Origin of the sequence: Anaerobiospirillum sp. NML120449 (assembly GCF_023051105.1) — a bacterium.
GTDB lineage: Bacteria > Pseudomonadota > Gammaproteobacteria > Enterobacterales > Succinivibrionaceae > Anaerobiospirillum.
The window spans coordinates 18,906-35,819 of record NZ_JALKIL010000028.1 but is presented as its reverse complement, the minus strand read 5'-3'; the positions used below and the strand labels follow the sequence as shown (position 1 = coordinate 35,819).

Genomic DNA, 16,914 nt, shown 5'->3' with positions numbered 1-16,914 from the left:
TGCGACAGTCATCCCTTTTTCATATTTATCCTTTACTATGTTACCAGGTAACAGAACTTACCTCGGTCAGGACAGCGCCCAGGTGCACCATATCAGGCTATGCCATGGAGGCTGAGCCGTGCTGTGCAGCCTGTGCTGCAGAGGAAGCTGGCGCAGCAGCTGGAGCACCTGCAGCCTGGGCAGCGCCCCTGTCACTGTCACCTGCTTTGGCGCTGGCAGCGGCTGCAGCATCGGCTGCTGGCTGCGTGTCGTCAGCCGAGGCGCTGCCTGAGCGGCCATAGAAGTTGACTGGCACCTGACAGAACTGACTGTCGATAAAGGTAATGTCCTTAAAGGTCTCGTTATGATCCGGCTCCATATGCAAAGAGATGTCAGCATCAGGGAAGAAGCGGCGGATATTGTGCTCGGCCTCGTCAGCAAGATCATGAGCCTGACCAAGTGGCATTGAGTGATCAATTACGATATGGCACTGAATATAGTGCTGAGGACCGGCCTTACGGGTACGCAGATCATGGAAAGAGTCGATGCCGTCCACAGCCAGAATGGAGCGGATAATCTTGTTGTTATCCTCAACACTCATGGACTTGTCCAGCAGAGTACCTACAGCTACATGGCCAATATGCCAGGAGCTCTTCATGATGTACAGACCAAGCAGAATGGTGACCAGACCGTCAGACCACTCATAGCCCATACGGGTCAGTACCAGAGAAACAATAACGCTCAGGTTCAGTCCGACGTCAGAAAGATAGTGGAAGCGGTCAGCTGCCACGGCCTCTGACTGGGTAAGCTTGCACACATAGCCCTGGAACATGGTCAGCATTATTGTGAGCACAATGGAGGCTATGGACACATAAATGGCTATGTCGATAAAGCCAATGGCCACTGGCTTCATCAGGCGCTCATAACCGTTGAAGATCAGCAGCAGGGCTGATCCGCAGATAAATGCTGCCTGAGACAGGGAGGCCAGAGCCTCGGCCTTGTAATGACCAAAGCGGTGCTGCTTGTCAGCCGGCTGCAGAGCATAACGCAGTGCCAGCAGGTTGATAAAGGAAGCACCAAGGTCAATAAGAGAGTCGGTAAGAGATGCCAGAATGGTGGCCGAACCTGAAAAGAGCCACACCACAAACTTCATGACAATCAGAAGTACGGCTGTTACTACTGATGCGGTACCGGCCAGCAGTACCAGCTTTTTGTAGCGCTCAGGAATAACTTCGGCACTGCTGCTCTCATGTGAGCAGCCTGAGCTTTTACCATCAGGACAGCCCTCACCTCCTGCAGAGGCAGCGCAGCTCTGACAGTTTTTCATGTCGGCCGGGGCACACTTGCAGTCAGTAGCGCCGCTGCCACTGGCAGCACCGGCGGCGCAGTCACTGGTGCAGGCGGTATTTTTGATTACTTTGATCTTTTCAATGCGGGCCGCTTCCCTGACGGACATGCTTTCACTGTCCGAATCGTCATCAGGCATATGCCCGGCAGCGCCCTGCATGTTGCCTGCAAGCCCCTTACGAGCCAGAGTCTGAGCTACATGAGAGGGAGCGTCTTCAGCCTTGCTGAACTGTTCTAACTTTTCCACTGCTCTTTTCCTGTTTTTACTTTCTTCCATGCCTGTTCCTGCCCGCCTGCGCCACCCTTATGTGCAGCGCACAGCGGCAATGCCCGGCGGCCCCGATGGCGCTCGCCTCAACGGCGGCCTCGATGGCGCCTGCCTCAACGGCGGCCCGATGGCAGTAGCGACGGCGGCCCCGATGGCGCCTGCCTCAACGGCGGCCTGATGGCAGTATCGACGGCGGCCCCGATGGCGCGCGCCTCGACGGCGGCTGAGTCATCTTTCAGAGGTGCGGGCCGGTAAACTTGTCATTGTGGTTGCTGCAGGCCCGGGACTGAGCATAGAATAAGAGTTTTATATTGCGGGTTCTGAGCTTACCGTTACTGAAAAAAGATGCAAGCCCACAGCAACAAAAACTCATTTAAAGCCTTATCTTACCGGAGTTTTACAACTCTAACCCCCATTGTGCACCTCTAATTTTAGATACTGAGAGCTAACGGTTTTCCTAATGCTGAGCTTGCTTTGTCCAGTTACAATAAACTGCGACTGACAGGCCGATCATGCCTGTGCACCAGGCGCAGTACTGCTGTTGATACCCGTAAGCTGTTCCCGGCTTTTTCTGCCGGTAAGGCTGCAGCTCATCATAAGCCTGAGTGCGTCCAGATGTCATAATTTTTTTAATGACTTTATTAATTGCAGTTAAAAAATAATATGACCCAGGAATGCAATAGCTTTGCAAAGTACGCGCTTATGCATCACGTTTATGGTTTTGCAGACATTGAAACCACCCTGGACCGTAATGACATGGACAGGATAATCAAGCTCTAAGGACAAAAAATTCTGTCTATTTTTGAAATATGTGAGATACAACCAAAAAGCAGTAAAAGGCCCTCCCCATAAGGGGTAGGATGTGGAATTTGTGCCTGCATTGTGTACATTGTAGGTATTGACTGAGTTATGGCCGATGCGTGGGGACATCAGGCCAGTCAAGCATGTGATTTTTACGGCTGACAGCTCTCCCCAGCGACGTGGCAGTGATAAGGAGTCTGAGACCACGGATTCCCTGCCTGACCTTTCTCTTTTATTTCCCGCCCCGGTAAACCTGTTTAATGCCGCTGACAATAAGGAAAGGGGCCTTACTTGCTTTATACCGGCCTGTCACGCCTGTAAGAGCAATTGCGATTGAGCAGCTCTCTGCCAAATGAGGAGCCTGACTAATATGATGGTTAATCGTTTTCTACGCGCTCTTTTTTACTGGCCTATCAGGATCACTGCCACATGTGAGCCTATTCCTTTTGAGCCGCTCAAGCACTTCAAGATTAATGACTCAAAGCAGATTGTCTACATCATGGTGTCCTCATCAGTAGGCAACATGCTTACTGTCGAGCGCCTTACCAGCAAGCTGGGCTGGCCAAGTCCTTTTGACAATATCATCATTGGCGATCGTGAGCTGCCACGTACCGCCTATCTGCGCAGTCCTTCTTTTTTCAGCTCCAAGGCCTATGCCAGGGATATCAGTGAAGTCATTTTTGAGTGGTTTGATGCCTGCGAGCACTTTAAAACTGACGTTCAGATCATTCCTATTTCCGTGCTCTGGTCACGCGACCCTTCCATTGAAGGCAAGGCTATCCGGGGCATCGATCTGTCTACTCCGGGCTGGCGCAAATTCCTTACTCTGACCTTTGCCGGCCGCGATAACAGCACCATCATTTCCGATCCCTGCCTTGCCTCGGTTCTCAAGGGGCGTCTTGATTTGATTGAAAACCCCGAGACCCGCCGTACTACCTTAAAGCGTCTTATCTCTTTTCACTTTCTGAGTAAGGCCCGCTCTATTGTCGGACGCCCTTTCCCTAACCGTACCCGCCTGCTCCAGGAGCTGGTTCAGCGTCCGGGAACTCAGAAAGCCATTGCCGCAAGCATGGCCAAAACAGGTGAGAGCAAGGAAATTGTGGAGAAAAAGGCCTATGACATCTTTGATGTCATGATTGCTGATACCCGCTATCCGCTGCTGCGCTTTTTCAACACCATAATATCCCTTATCTGGAAGCGTATTTACCATGGCCAGAGCATTGTAGGCGCCAACAGAGTGCGCGAGCTGGTCAAGAACGGCTATGAAATTATCTACATTCCCTGCCACCGTTCGCACATGGATTACATCCTGCTGCTCTTTGCCATATTCCATGAAGGCCTGCCTATTCCTCAGGTGGCATCAGGTGACAACCTCAACTTCTTCCCTGTAGGTCAGATTATCCGCCGCTGCGGCTCCTACTTTATCCGCCGCAAGATGAAGGGCGACTCTTTCTACACTGCCCTGTTCCGTGAGTATCTGTTCGTGCTCTTTGAGCGCGGCTATGCCACCGAGTTCTTTATTGAGGGCGGCCGTTCCCGTACCGGACGCACCCTGCCGCCACGTACCGGCATGGTATCCATGACCGTACAGGCTCAGTTGCGCGGTATTGAACGACCTATTGCCTTCATTCCAACCTATCTGGGCTATGAGCATGTCATGGAGGTGGGCTCCTACATGCACGAGCTGCAGGGCGCCAAGAAGCAGAAGGAAAGCATCAGGGGCCTGCTGGGTATTTTCAAGCGTCTGCGCTACTACGGACGCGGCTATGTCAATTTCGGCGAGCCTGTTATTGTGCCGCGCTTCCTGTCTGAGCATGTGCCTGACTGGCACAGCTGCATTGACCCTGAGGGCAACTCACGCCCTGAGTGGCTCTATGACACGGTCAATCAGCTCAGCCATGAGATTATTATCAAGCTCAATGACTCAGCCTCGGTCAATGCCATTAACCTTTGTGCCCTGGCCATCATTGGTGATGCTGACCACACCATGAGCATTCACATGCTCAAACGCTGTCTCAAGCTCTATCTCATCGTGCTCAGCTGCGATCCGCGCCGTAAGAATCTCATGCCTACCTCAAGCCTTGAGACTCTGATTTCTCAGGCTCTCGAGCTCAACAAGTTCAAGGTCTATGATGTGGGCGATGACATGAAGTTTGTACGCCCAAGCCGAGGCCAGACCCTGCAGCTGACCTATTTCCAGAACAACATTCTGCATCTTTTTGCTCTGCCGGCTCTGATTGCCAACATCCTCATCCGCAATGGCCACATCATGCGCGAGGATGTCATTACCAACACCCGCTCCCTGTTCTACTTTCTCAAACATGAGCTCTTTGCCCCTGTGCGTGAAGAAGAACTGGACCATATGATCAACAAGTACATCAATGCCTTTGTCACCGGCGGCTATATCACTGAGCTGGAAAATCACATGCTCACTCTCTCCGGCGACGGCTTTGAAGAACTGCTGATCCTCTCAAGCTCCATTCGTCTGAATCTGGTGCGCTACCTCATTGCCGTATCCATTCTCAGACAGACTGGCGACGGTATGATTCAAAAGCAGGAATTTATTGATACCTGCGTTGATCTGTGCAAGAAGGTACCATCAGACATTACCAATAACTCTCCTGAGTTTGCCGATCCCATCATGTTCAACATCATGTGTGACACCTTCATCCGTCACAATTACTTTGAATACCATGATGATCAGACTATCTGCCCTCATCAGGAGAAGATCATCCGCCTTGCTCATGCAGCCGAACCTCTTCTGGCAGCCAAGCTGGTACGCCATCTCAAGCGTGAAATTGCCGAGATTAAGATCTCCAATGCCCGCCGCCGTACCGAGAAAGCTGCAGCCGATGCCGCTGCCCAGGCAGCTCAGCGTTCAGCTGAAACCGCAGCCCGCATAGCCGACGGCCGTGCCTCAGCCATACGCCCGCTGCGCCGGGACCTCTCTGACGACAAGGCAGCAGCCGGCGCTGCCAGCGCCGCTGCTGGCGCCGCCACCGCAGGTCAGGACCAGCCATAAGTCCTGGCCTGAACACGGCCCGCGCCCTGTCCGGTGTTGGCAAAACCAGGCCCACGCCCTGTCCGATCTGGGCAAAGCCAGGCCCGGCCCAGGGAACGGGCCCGGGACCCGGGCAAAGCCCGTGATTTGTTGCTGACAAAGCTGATACATACGCCGGGCCTGCAGGCACGTTGCGTGGCTTTGTTGGCAAAGCTTTTGCAAAAAATGTAAAATCAGCCCCTTATCGGGGCAGAATCACATATTTTTGACATCCGCAGAGCCATGTACCTGCAGAAGTTAATTTATGTGCCGATTAATTCCATGATGGTTTGCTTATACCGTCAGGACGTGCAGCCCTGCCTGGCAATGCCTTGCCCCGCCGTTAAGGACAGGCAAAAAGCTCATGGTCGAAAATTTAGATCAAGTCTTGTTCATCATGATGCGTTTTACATGCATCAGGTTTATTATTAGGCAAGTCTTGTTAGCAATCAGGAAATTAGTCCGTCATGTACCAGAAGATTTTGCTCACTGCCGCCACTGCGCTGCTTTTAAGCTCCACTGCTCCTGCATTTGCAGCAGCACCACATGAACCAATTGATATAGCCACCGAGGCCCAGGATCCTGCAATGGCTCTGGCTGAAGCCATGACTCCTGAGATTGGCTACTATGATATGACCCCGGACTTTACCACCAACCTGGCAAACTCCGGCGGCGGCCGTCTCCACTATTTACGTGTTCATGTAAATGTGATGGTCAAGGACAGCCGCGATCTTCCGCTGGTAACCGAGCATGACGCCCTGATTCGCGACGCTATCATTACCATTATCGGTGCCAAGGAATACAACGCCATTGCCACCGCTGCAGGCCGTGAGGCTCTGCGTGCCGAGTGCCGTGCCCGCGTTGCCGAGCTGCTGGCTTCCAAGAAGAACGGCCCTGTTATCCAGGATCTGCTCTTCACCAACTACATCTACCAGTAGTCTCAAAGTTTCTCTGCTCAGGTCCTTTGCCTGATCCAGTGCTTCACCTGGCTGCAGCCTCAGGGCAGCAGCCATGAAAAAAGCGTAATCTCCCATAGAGGGGGATTACGCTTTTTTTATGGTCCGCTAAGGCACAGGGCCGTCTGACGGCCCGTCCAAACGGCCGGTACACCTGCCTGCGCCGGTCAGGGCCAGTACCATCAGAGCCATCGGACCTGATGGTGCTGGCCCTGGAGGCACTGGAGTCTTACCTGCTCTGGCGTCGGTTGAGAGGACGACGGTAGTCAATAAAGCCAAGGGCCAGACCAAGGAGCATGCCACCTACGTGACAGAGGTTGGCAATGCCGCTGAAGAAGAAGCCTATACCGATGAAGATAAAGCTTACCAGCAGCAGACCCTGAGGCAGCCTGAGATCATCTGGCAAATCCTCACGACGTGAGAGTATGCCCATATAGCCGATAAGGCCGTAGACCACACCTGACATGCCACCAAAGACCGCTCCCTGAGGAATAAACATGACCTGCAGGAAGTTGGAAACAATGGCGATGGAAATCATTATGTAAGCCAGTTTCCAGGCACCGAAGTGACGTTCAATCGGACGGCCGAAAGCCTCAAACATCACCATGTTAAAGGCTATATGGAAGATGCCAAAGTGCAGAAATACCGGGGTGATGACACGGAAAATCTCAAAGTTGCCTGTTATCTCATACACAGAGGTCCAGGCAAGAGCACTGAGGAACATGTCCTCCATATCAGGAACCAGACACAGCAGATAAATCGCTATGCAGAGTACCTCGGTAATTGAGGTCAGGCTCATGAGCTTCCACTGGTAAGTACCCATTGAGAAGCTTAAAAAACCGCTGCCCTGAGTCTTTTCTCTTTTTACTGTGCGACCCTGAGCCCAGGATGCCCTGTTATAGGCCCTGGCAAAAGGATTGTCGCCAAAACGCAGCAGCTCAAGCTTGGCCTTTGAGACATCGGACTCGTTGGCTACATAAATTGAGTAGCTGGCACCAAAGCCCGGTTTGGCCGTGGCCTTTATGCCTATGGAGTTGAGATAGTCAGCAAAGGTCAGAGCCTTGCTTCTGTCTTTTAAAACTCCAATCTCAAAAGGGAAGTTGTAGTCGTCTATTTCTTTGAATTGAGCCATTTCATGTACTCGGCAACGCCCTGAGCCACGGTCTTGAACTCAACATCGCAGCCGGCAGCACGCAGTCTGGTCAGATCGGCCTGAGTAAAGCTCTGGTAGTGACCCTTGAGGTGATCAGGGAACGGGATGAATTCAATTTCACCACGGCCATGATGGTCAATAACAGCCTGAGCAACATTGGAAAATGGCTCGGCACGACCGGTGCCGCAGTTATAGATACCTGAAGGGCCATTATGCTCCCAGAACCACAGATTTACCTTAGCTACGTCCTCAACGTAAACGAAGTCACGGGTCTGGCCGCCATCGGCATAGCCGTCACAGCCCTTGAACAGCTTTGGATTTTCACCCCTGAGCATCTGATTGTTCAGGTGGAAAGCAACTGAGGCCATGGATCCCTTGTGGCCCTCGCGTGGACCATAGACATTAAAGTAGCGGAAGCCTACTACCTGGGACTTGAGAGTGGCAAGTCGAGGGCGCAGATACTCGTCAAAAAGGAACTTGGAGTAGCCGTAGACATTGAGCGGTCCCTCATGGGCGCGGTCCTCAACAAAGACAGTTTTGTCGCCATAGGTGGCTGCAGAGGATGCGTAGAGGAAAGGAATGCGGTGGGAGGTGCAGAACTCAAATAGGTCTACTGTGTACTGGTAGTTATTGTCCATGACATACTTGCCGTCCCACTCGGTGGTAGCAGAGCAGGCACCCTCATGGAAAACGGCATCGACACTGGCACAGCCGTACTTGCTGTTAAAGGCGCGCTCATCCTTAATCAGAGCACGGAAGTCCTCTCTGTCCATGTAATCGGCAATATCAAGATCTACCAGATTGACGAATTTGTGGCCGTTTTTCAGGTTGTCTACTACCAGGATGTCACGACGGCCGCGCTCATTTAACAGCTTTACGATATTGCTGCCAATAAAACCGGCACCACCAGTTACGATAATCATAATTACACGCTCCTACTGTCATTTCGGCTCAGGCATTGTATGAGATCCTGCTCTCATGCCCACTGCCATGATGCTCACTGCCCCTCCCGGAAAACTGACAGGAAAAGACCTGACGCCCGGGCCTGGCAGCTCCATCATTTTCGCCGCTGCAGCACTCATAAGCAAGCTGTTTAATCCCGCCCGCCTGCCCGCCCGCCCGCCAGGGCAAGCAGCCGCGCCTGCGCAGCCAGCACCCGCGCACTGGCAGCCGCGCACTGGCACCGGCGCCCGCACAGCAAGGCCCTGGCCAGGCGGTGCCACCTGCGCAGGGAGCGATGCCGGCAATGCCTGCAAGGCCGTCCAGCGCAAGCAGCCGCCCTGCCTGAAAATGCCGCCATGCGCGGCCGGGCCCTTGAAGTATGGTGTTCTGTCTTTAAGGACCTAATGCTGATACACTAATCCCATTGCTTGATTAAGGCCTCCGGCAGAACTGCGTCAGCCGCAGCGACGGTGATAACAGGATCTGAACTCGTGCACCGGACGGCTTATGGCTCCTCTCTCTTAAGTGGTACACATGTCTGCTCGTATTCTCATCGTCTCACCTGCCTGGCTGGGCGACATCATCATGTCCCAGAGCCTGCTCAAAACCCTTAAAAAGCAGGATCCTTCCTGCACCATCACCATGTATGCCCCTGCCTATGCCCACTGCATTATTGAGCGCATGCCTGAAGTTGATGAGATTATGGAAAACCCTTTTGCCCATGGCGATCTGCTGCTGTCAAAACGCATGCAGGAGGGTAAAAAACTCGCTGCGCTCAAGTTTGACCGTGCCTTCATCCTGCCCAACTCTTTCAAGTCAGCCCTGATTCCTTTTTTTGCCGGCATTCCTGAGCGCATAGCGCTCAAGGGCGAGTCACGTTATTTCATTGTCAACAGAATGCGCTCGGACAAGAAGAATTTTGCCCGTATGGTCAACCGCTATGTGGCTCTTGCCTGGGTTGATGACAAAACTGTTACCGGTGATGAAAGCCTGCCGGCCTTTGACTATCCTTTACTTCAGACCCGTCGTCCTGACGAGGCGCTGCTTGAGCGTCTGGGACTGAGCCTGGACCGTCCGCTGATGGTCCTTGGCTGTGGCGCCAACTACGGTCCTTCCAAGCTCTGGCCACCTGAGTACTTTGGCCGTGTCAGCGCTCATTTCATTAAAAAGGGCTGGAGTGTGCTTGGTATGGGCTCTCCAAAGGACAAGCCTACAGTTGAGCTCATCAAAAACAGCATAGTCAGTGAAGATCCGTCCCTTGAGCCATATTTCCATGATATTGCAGGCCTTACTGATCTGACTGAAGCCCTTGATCTGGTGGGTTCATGCAGTGCCGGTGTCTGCAATGACTCGGGCATGATGCATACCGTGGCTGCCGCAGGTGTGCCTCAGGTATGTATTTTCGGCTCCACCTCCACCCTGTATACCCCGCCACTTTCTGACAGAGCTGTATGTGTAGAGTCCACTCAGCCATGCCATCCCTGCTTTAAGCGCACCTGCCAGTATGGCCACTATAACTGCCTGAAAGAACTCACCCCGGAGCAGGTCATTTCCAGCCTGGAAAAACTGCTGCCAGCCATCCCTACAGCCTGACAGGCGCCCGCACCTGCTGCAGGACCTGCCTGCTGCAGGACCTGCCCCGTCAGGGCAGGCCTGGCAGGCTGCCCGGCCGTCTGCCGCGCGCAGCTGGGCAGGCCCGGATCAGGCCAGAGCCTTGCCGCTGGCATACGGGCACGCAAGCTGCAACATAAAATGACAATGGCCACTGGCGTCTTATTCCTGGCGCCGGCTGCCTGATACTGTGCCTGAAACAGTAATGTTCTCTCCCAACGAATAGCTGTGATTATGTCCTTAAAATCCCGACTGATTTACTGGCTGTATGGCCTGATCACCACCGTGATAGCCCCGCTGGGCATGCTGTACCTCATGTACAAAAAGAGACGTGATCCGCCTTATGGCCGCCGTGCCTGTGAGCTTCTGGGCCACTACAGCACAGGCTTTCGCAACTGCATCTGGTTCCACACTGTAAGTGTGGGCGAGGCTATTGCTGCCCGCCCGCTTATCAAGGCATTCATGCGCCGTCATCCCAAGCTTACCGTGCTGGTGACCACAACCACTACCTCAGGTGCCCGTGAAATTGAAAAGATCGAGGGCATCAACCATGTCTTTGCTCCTCTTGACTCCCCTCTGGCTGTATGGCGCTTTTTAAGAAACTTCAACCCTTCTGCTCTGTATATCATGGAAACAGAGCTGTGGCCATCTCTGCTTAATGTCACCCATGCATGGGGTACCCGCATCTGCATCATCAATGCACGCATGCCTGAAAAGACCTGCCTTAAGTACCTGGAGCACCGCACTCTGACCCTGGATCTCATCAGCAGCAAACTTGATCTGGTACTGTGCCAGACCGCTGATGATATGGAACGCTTCAAGCGCATTGGCGTACCTTCTGACAGACTGCGCATGACAGGCTCACTAAAATATGATCTCTCACCTGACGAGCCCCGCTTCCGCGCTGCCCGTCACGTGCGCATGCAGTGGTCTGACCTTAAGATTATCGGCGCCATATCCACCCACGATGGTGAAGAGGCCATGATTATTGAAACCTTCTATGCCATGAAGGAGCAGTACCCTGATCTGCGTCTGGTACTGGTACCGCGCCACCACGCCGGTACTGCCCGTGCTGTCAACTTCCTCAACAATATCCATGGTTCTTTTGCTCTGAGGACCAATCTCAACCCTGATCTGAGCAACTTCACCCAGGATGTGCTCATTGGCAACTCCATGGGCGAAATCGAGCTCTACCTGGGCCTGTGCGACATCATCATCATGGGCGGCAGCTTCGTTGATGTAGGCGGTCATAATCCTCTGGAACCGGCCTTTTTCTCCCTGCCTGTCATTACCGGTCCTTTTTACTACAACTTCGATGAGCAGTACGATAATCTCATAGAAAACGGAGCGGCCTATGTCGCCAATGATCATCGCCGCCTGTTTGCTGTCATCAAGATGTTTCTTGATGACAATGAGCTCATGGTCACCACGGGCATGCGCGCCTTTGACATTCAGCAGAACGGCCGTGGTGCCACGCGCAAGACCCTCAACGAAATGGATGGCTGCCTGCGCATGCGCAACTGACCGCCAGGCGGCACCTCCGTGCCCATCCACGGTCCCGGCTCCTGGCACCTGGCCACTGGCCCCAAGCGTGCCCGGCCGGGCCAGAGCCTGGCCCCGGGCAAAGCCCCGGTACCCGGGACGCTGCCTCAGCCTCAGCTTCAGAGTCCCAGTGACTGCAGACAATTAAGCCTCATGCCTTGAGGGCGCGATCAGCGGCCCCGTGCATGAGGCTTTTTTCTTTATCCCGGTACTGATGAATATAACAGGACAATCCGTCGGATTTCGTGCACTTTTCGCTATTTACGTGTCGGAGCACTTGTGACAGTTATCAAGATTTAGCTGTTCCGTTTTTGAGATTTCTTGCTTTTAGATACATAAAGTGTGAGTATTTCAACCATAAGTTTATAACTATGGATGCTGGCTGATGGCCTGTATATCTGTGTTTACAGACTGAGTACCATGAAATTGTCATGAAGTTATGTACAGATCGCTGGGCACAGACGCCGTCATGGAATCACACATGTGCAAGGACACCTGAGCCACGTAAACACCTGGAAGTGACATCAGAAGGCACGCTCCTTGTTCAAGGCTGTAAGGCCCCCATTTCAGTAAGGCAGACTGCGCACTGAAAGATCAGCCAGAAAGACAAGCCGGAACCCCCGGACAAAACTCTCCGCCGGAAATACCGGACATAACTCTCCGCCGGAAATCCCTGACTTAATATCCGCCCTTAAAGCCAGGATAAAACTCAGGACAGACAAGGAGTCGCAATAAGGATCAGGGTTTAGATTCATGTATGGCCCTGTTTGGACATCAAGAGGGACAAACCTCATCCCCGGATAATTATCACACTCTGCCTGAAACAATCATCACTGCAACATCAGGAAGTTCTTATCACAATGCAGCCCTGGGCTGCATTATTGCGCGTGCCTCCGTGCATTTTTTGCATTGAGTGCCTCGTGCACTTTTGCACTGCTGCGTTTGCGGCACAAGGCCAGAGCCAGGGTAGCACCAGCCATGAGAGCTGGCCTGGGCCTGCAAATAGAGCCCGGGCAACAACGGGCATTTTGATGACTGGCAAGGACGTACAGGCAAGAAATACTGTACCTGGGCTGCGCAGTATCAGCAGCACAAAAACAATCAGCAAATTAAGGATCAGGTCGGCTCAGCCGACCATTTGAAAAACTGGACTGAGATGCCCGCAGTCCGTGGCACAGTCAGCATAATGTCTGTCCGCCTGCAGCTGCATCAGGCCAGAACAAATACATCAGAAGGACATCGCGACCAGGCATGGAGACTCATACCATGAGGATCAGGCCATATGGCTTTTCAAACGATATTAAAAGGTCCTGCCTGCAAATACTGGAATTATTACTGAAATTTACCGCCTCAGATTAAGGGCTGTACGGCCATGGCAGTACTTTGTCTGCTCCTGTCAGCTGTGACCACTTAAGGCTCAAAAGGTCACTGCTGACAAAAGATAATACGCTTTCCATAACTGCATATAAAGAACAATACATAAACAGGTGCAGCCACCGGCTACCCCTGTCATGTACTCCGGCTCGAAAGTGTCTGCCCCTGAAGAGCTGCCGGCGTATGGCTCATGACCATGGCTATTGCAATGGCTGTAGCCATGGCCATGGACTTGGCCCATGGACTATGGGCTGAGTGCTGACAGCTGAGCGGTATTGATTAATTAAGTATTACCAGACAGGATTTGAGAGGCCTGCAGAACTCAGGCTATTATCGACAGTACTGTAACAGTACTGCGCTCACTGCGTGAGTCTGTAGCCTACTTCAACACCCGTTCCCGCCCTGAGCCATAGCCGCTTGAGCTGACAGTCTGCAGTTATTTGGAGCAGCACGCCTGTGTCATAAGACTTAGCCTGACTCATCCTGACTCAGCATGACCAGGTATTGCTCATCCTGACACGGCCTGATCAGGGTGTCTCATTCTGACAGGCCCTGATCAGGGATGTCTCAGCCTGACTCATCATGACCAGGGCTGCTCCCTGAAGCCAGACAGATAAGACTTCAGGCTGCCGCCCTGACAGACGTTAAGGCAGCTGTACGCTGCAAGGTGTTCATCTGTATACCCTGTCAGTTCCCCTTGTGACTCTGAGCCGGGGCAAGCGGAAATGACAGGGCCGGCCCCAGGGTACACATGGCTTTCTCAAGGCAATTCGCTCCTGCTACGAGGCAGCTGCGAGCACAGCGGGACCAAATCAGGACAAAATAAAAGCCGGATCCATTCACTGGAATCCGGCTTTTATTTTGCTGTCATGGTAATGCCCTGGGGCTGTGTTCCTAAACGCTTACGGAACGCAGGAACTCAACATAGCCACGTGCACTTTCAGCTACAGCAGCGCTGTCTGGGGCACCCTTGGCTGGCTTTGCGTTGTAGAAAGTGTACAGTCCGGCATATTCAGCGTGGCAGCGCTTGAAAGCTGCAATGTATGAGTTGAGGAAGTCCTCGACTGAGTAGCCCAGATCGCCATCCTTACCGTATACGCTCTCTGGAGAGCCACAGGTTACTGCAAAGGCAACCTTGCGTCCGGTCATGTGTTTGCCGCCTGCAAAAGCCCATCCCGGGGTCAGCACTGAATCGACCCATGACTTGAGCATTGGAGGGCTGTTCATCCAGAATAACGGGAACTGCAGCACTACAGTACCGTTGTTATCGATAATGGAGTGCTCTAATGCCGGATCAATGGCGCTTCTAGGATAAGAGCTCTGTAAATTATGTACAAGGAACTCTTCAGGATACTTACGAACTTCATCGAGCCAGCGGCGGTTTACCACTGACTGATCGTAGTACGGATGATCCACAATAATTAATGTTTTCATCTTCAAGTCCAAAGTGGCATAGCAAAAACAGCATCCACTTCCTAAACACGAATTACAAAATCAGAGAGACTTCAGGGCGCGCTGACCCTGGTTAAGCATGCAAACGGTCCTGCAAGCTCATTGCAGGCCTGTCCTCACTTTGAGTGAAAGGAAAGTCTCTGTCAGATACTAATCACAGACACCTGGGCGACTGACTGACAAAAGGAAGCTGAGACTGCTCTGCCTGGAAACGTTACAGGTACGCTACAAGGATAAACACAAATATGTACCTTTGATGGAAAAGGGGCGTGCACTGACCGGCATCAAGCCCGTCTGGTCATACCTCAACAGGGCAGCACTTACAGGTAAACTGGTAAACTTGTCTTTTCCTGCTATTCCCATGTATGTTCCACTATCTTCTGCTCCCGGCTATCAGGCCGTTTATGCAGAATGATCATTTCCTGATTTTATCTTTTTTTTGATTATCACGCAAAGAAAACACAGTAACGAACGGAATAAAAGGGCAAATGCATCGCCTTTGGCAGTACTTTTAGCCTGTCACTGTATGTATATCTATAGCCTGATCTCAGGGAACAAAACAGCCATTACGGGCTGACTAATATCCACGGCCAGCCCCGGTAACATCCACGGCACATCTGCACAAGCCCCTCGGCACATCCACGGCACATGTGCAGCAGCCCTGCGGCACATACATGACAGGCCTGCAGTAAAACCCGTGGCCAGTATCAGCTCAAAAGCCAGTCGGCACAGGATCTCTCAAACGCTGTGCCCATCAGGCTGCTGTCATGTGCAGCAGCCCCGGCCATTATTTTCTTGAGCGGCGACGACGCGATGACCTGCGACCACCAGATGACTTCTCATCGTCAGAGCTGTCGCTGTCATCAGCCGACTCAGCGGCCTTATCAGTCTCTTCCTTTGACTCAGACCTGTCAGCTTCAGTCCCGGCATCCTCTGCCTTGTCATCATCAGGCTTTTCGTCCTGTTCCCTGTCAGTCTCAGGATTTTCGTCCTGCTCCCTGTCGTCATCATCCTGGTCAGCACCAGAACTGTCTGACTCAGAGGAGCTTTCCTTTTGGGCTTTGACGTCCTTTGCATCATCTGACTCAGCGGCCACGGCCTTGTCATCCTTTGCATCGTCTAAGGAAGCATCATCCTTGTCATCACTGGCAGCATCAGAATCAAGGATGTCAGCCTTCTCTGCCCCGGCCCCTGAGTCAGCATGTGCGGCGTCAGATGCGGCGCTGTCAGCGGAGGTGGAGACTGACTGGTCTGGGGTGACAGTCGACTCGTTCCTGTCGGCGTCAGCGGCTTCTGCAGCGTCAGCTGAGCTTACGGACTCAGCCCTGGGTTCTGATTTGTCCCTGTTGCTCAGGAGAGCTGCCGGAATGCCCGGTACTGATGAACGTTCAGAGACACTGCGCCGGGCAGACGCAGGCTGCACAGTATCAGCGGCTGCACGTACAGATTCAGCTGCTGGCCTGGAGGTCTGAAGATCATCGTCCTCATCCTCCCCCTGGTCGTCCTCATCAAGAATATCGTTTTCATCAGGAACATAGGCCACAGCCGCTCTGATGTCGTACATGATGGCGTCAACGTCAAGCCTGTCAAGCTCACGCAAACGCTTCTCCTTGTTAAAGGAGCGCTCGAGGCGTTCGAGCATTTCGACCTTGTCGCTGTCGCTGAGCGGATTACGGATTTCGCACTTGTCAAAATCGATAATCCAGCACTTGTCCTGCTCGTCGACAAGAATATTGCGGATGTTGAGATCGCTGTGCCATACGCCCTCGGCAAAGAATTTTGCCAGGGTAGAGCCAATAGACCAGCGCAAACTGTCAGTAATGTCCTCTTCCTGCTCAAGCACCTCGGCTATGTTGCGGGTACCAGGAATTTGCTCGACCACAATATCGTTGGTGATAAAAAAGCTGCCGCAAATCTCACGGGCAATCAGCGGACGTGGAACCGGCAGACCACGACGGTAAAGCTCAGTGCACAGCTCAAATTCAAGGCGGGCTCTGCAGGCCCAGCTGTCAAAGCGCCAGAAGCTGTCCTTGAAGAAGCGGGCCATGCCACCACGGCAGTAGTGACGCAGCACCAGGTGGTACTCTTCGCGGATATTCTCAAGATCAGGCAATACGAGATTGCCCTCTTTCTTGATAATACCGGCGTTTCTCTGAGCCTGAATGGAGGCGGCCAGATCAAGATCTTTCTTGGGACCGTACAGTCCGCCGATAAGCTTGTAAGGCAGGGTGTAAAGCAAAGTCTCACCACGTCCGCCCTTGGTAATTACCCTGGAGGCAGACCTGTCGATGTACTCATGCTCAAAGAAACGGTTTATGACCTCATAGCTGGTACTGAAGTTGAAGCCACTGCGACGACTGATCAGAAACTTTACCCGACCTCCTGGGCGATCAAAGCTGAGCTCACGGATTTCATCATCACGATCGGGCATCTGATACCTGCTCATGTT

The 16,914-nt window shown here is 52.8% G+C and carries 9 protein-coding genes; 4 read left to right on the top strand and 5 right to left on the bottom strand.

The genetic code is table 11. From position 1 onward, the window contains the following. Positions 1 to 97 precede the first annotated feature (97 nt). The gene (locus tag MXE41_RS08755) at positions 98 to 1,573 is read right to left on the bottom strand and encodes a cation diffusion facilitator family transporter (RefSeq protein ID WP_247100226.1); all 1,476 of its coding nucleotides are present in this window, start codon (positions 1,571 to 1,573) and stop codon (positions 98 to 100) included. Between the two features lie 1,192 nt (positions 1,574 to 2,765). On the opposite strand from MXE41_RS08755, the gene plsB reads away from it, so the two are divergent. After that, the gene (plsB, locus tag MXE41_RS08750; RefSeq protein WP_246978613.1) at positions 2,766 to 5,417 is read left to right on the top strand and encodes a glycerol-3-phosphate 1-O-acyltransferase PlsB; all 2,652 of its coding nucleotides are present in this window, start codon (positions 2,766 to 2,768) and stop codon (positions 5,415 to 5,417) included. Positions 5,418 to 5,902: 485 nt separating this feature from the next. Beyond that, positions 5,903 to 6,373, top strand: coding sequence for a flagellar basal body-associated FliL family protein (locus MXE41_RS08745; protein WP_246978614.1), 471 nt, complete (start codon positions 5,903 to 5,905; stop codon positions 6,371 to 6,373). A 247-nt stretch (positions 6,374 to 6,620) separates the two neighbouring features. Here MXE41_RS08745 and MXE41_RS08740 read toward each other — a convergent pair whose 3' ends face one another. After that, the gene (locus MXE41_RS08740; protein WP_247100225.1) at positions 6,621 to 7,523 is read right to left on the bottom strand and encodes a rhomboid family intramembrane serine protease; all 903 of its coding nucleotides are present in this window, start codon (positions 7,521 to 7,523) and stop codon (positions 6,621 to 6,623) included. Continuing rightward, entirely contained in the window at positions 7,502 to 8,467 is a 966-nt protein-coding gene (gene rfaD, locus MXE41_RS08735; protein ID WP_247100224.1) for an ADP-glyceromanno-heptose 6-epimerase, read from the bottom strand. The genes MXE41_RS08740 and rfaD overlap by 22 nt, the downstream gene beginning before the upstream one ends. Before the next feature lie 553 nt (positions 8,468 to 9,020). On the opposite strand from rfaD, the gene waaF reads away from it, so the two are divergent. Further along, entirely contained in the window at positions 9,021 to 10,079 is a 1,059-nt protein-coding gene (gene waaF / locus MXE41_RS08730; RefSeq protein ID WP_247100223.1) for a lipopolysaccharide heptosyltransferase II, read from the top strand. Between the two features lie 252 nt (positions 10,080 to 10,331). Further along, the gene (locus tag MXE41_RS08725; protein ID WP_247100222.1) at positions 10,332 to 11,621 is read left to right on the top strand and encodes a 3-deoxy-D-manno-octulosonic acid transferase; all 1,290 of its coding nucleotides are present in this window, start codon (positions 10,332 to 10,334) and stop codon (positions 11,619 to 11,621) included. Between the two features lie 2,286 nt (positions 11,622 to 13,907). Here MXE41_RS08725 and MXE41_RS08720 read toward each other — a convergent pair. Both MXE41_RS08720 and MXE41_RS08715 read right to left on the bottom strand, forming a co-directional pair. Beyond that, a complete protein-coding gene (locus tag MXE41_RS08720) occupies positions 13,908 to 14,447 on the bottom strand; it encodes an NAD(P)H-dependent oxidoreductase (protein ID WP_246976865.1) in 540 nt (179 codons plus the stop codon). A gap of 805 nt (positions 14,448 to 15,252) precedes the next feature. Further along, entirely contained in the window at positions 15,253 to 16,911 is a 1,659-nt protein-coding gene (locus tag MXE41_RS08715; protein WP_247100221.1) for a 3-deoxy-D-manno-octulosonic acid kinase, read from the bottom strand. Positions 16,912 to 16,914 lie beyond the last annotated feature (3 nt).

Excerpts from the sequence above, each read along its gene's own strand:
- MXE41_RS08720 (WP_246976865.1), bottom strand. The coding sequence starts at position 14,447 with ATGAAAACATTAATTATTGTGGATCATCCGTACTACGATCAGTCAGTG.
- rfaD (WP_247100224.1), bottom strand. The coding sequence starts at position 8,467 with ATGATTATCGTAACTGGTGGTGCCGGTTTTATTGGCAGCAATATCGTA.
- MXE41_RS08715 (WP_247100221.1), bottom strand. The coding sequence starts at position 16,911 with ATGAGCAGGTATCAGATGCCCGATCGTGATGATGAAATCCGTGAGCTC.
- MXE41_RS08745 (WP_246978614.1), top strand. The coding sequence starts at position 5,903 with ATGTACCAGAAGATTTTGCTCACTGCCGCCACTGCGCTGCTTTTAAGC.
- MXE41_RS08740 (WP_247100225.1), bottom strand. The coding sequence starts at position 7,523 with ATGGCTCAATTCAAAGAAATAGACGACTACAACTTCCCTTTTGAGATT.
- plsB (WP_246978613.1), top strand. The coding sequence starts at position 2,766 with ATGATGGTTAATCGTTTTCTACGCGCTCTTTTTTACTGGCCTATCAGG.
- waaF (WP_247100223.1), top strand. The coding sequence starts at position 9,021 with ATGTCTGCTCGTATTCTCATCGTCTCACCTGCCTGGCTGGGCGACATC.
- MXE41_RS08725 (WP_247100222.1), top strand. The coding sequence starts at position 10,332 with ATGTCCTTAAAATCCCGACTGATTTACTGGCTGTATGGCCTGATCACC.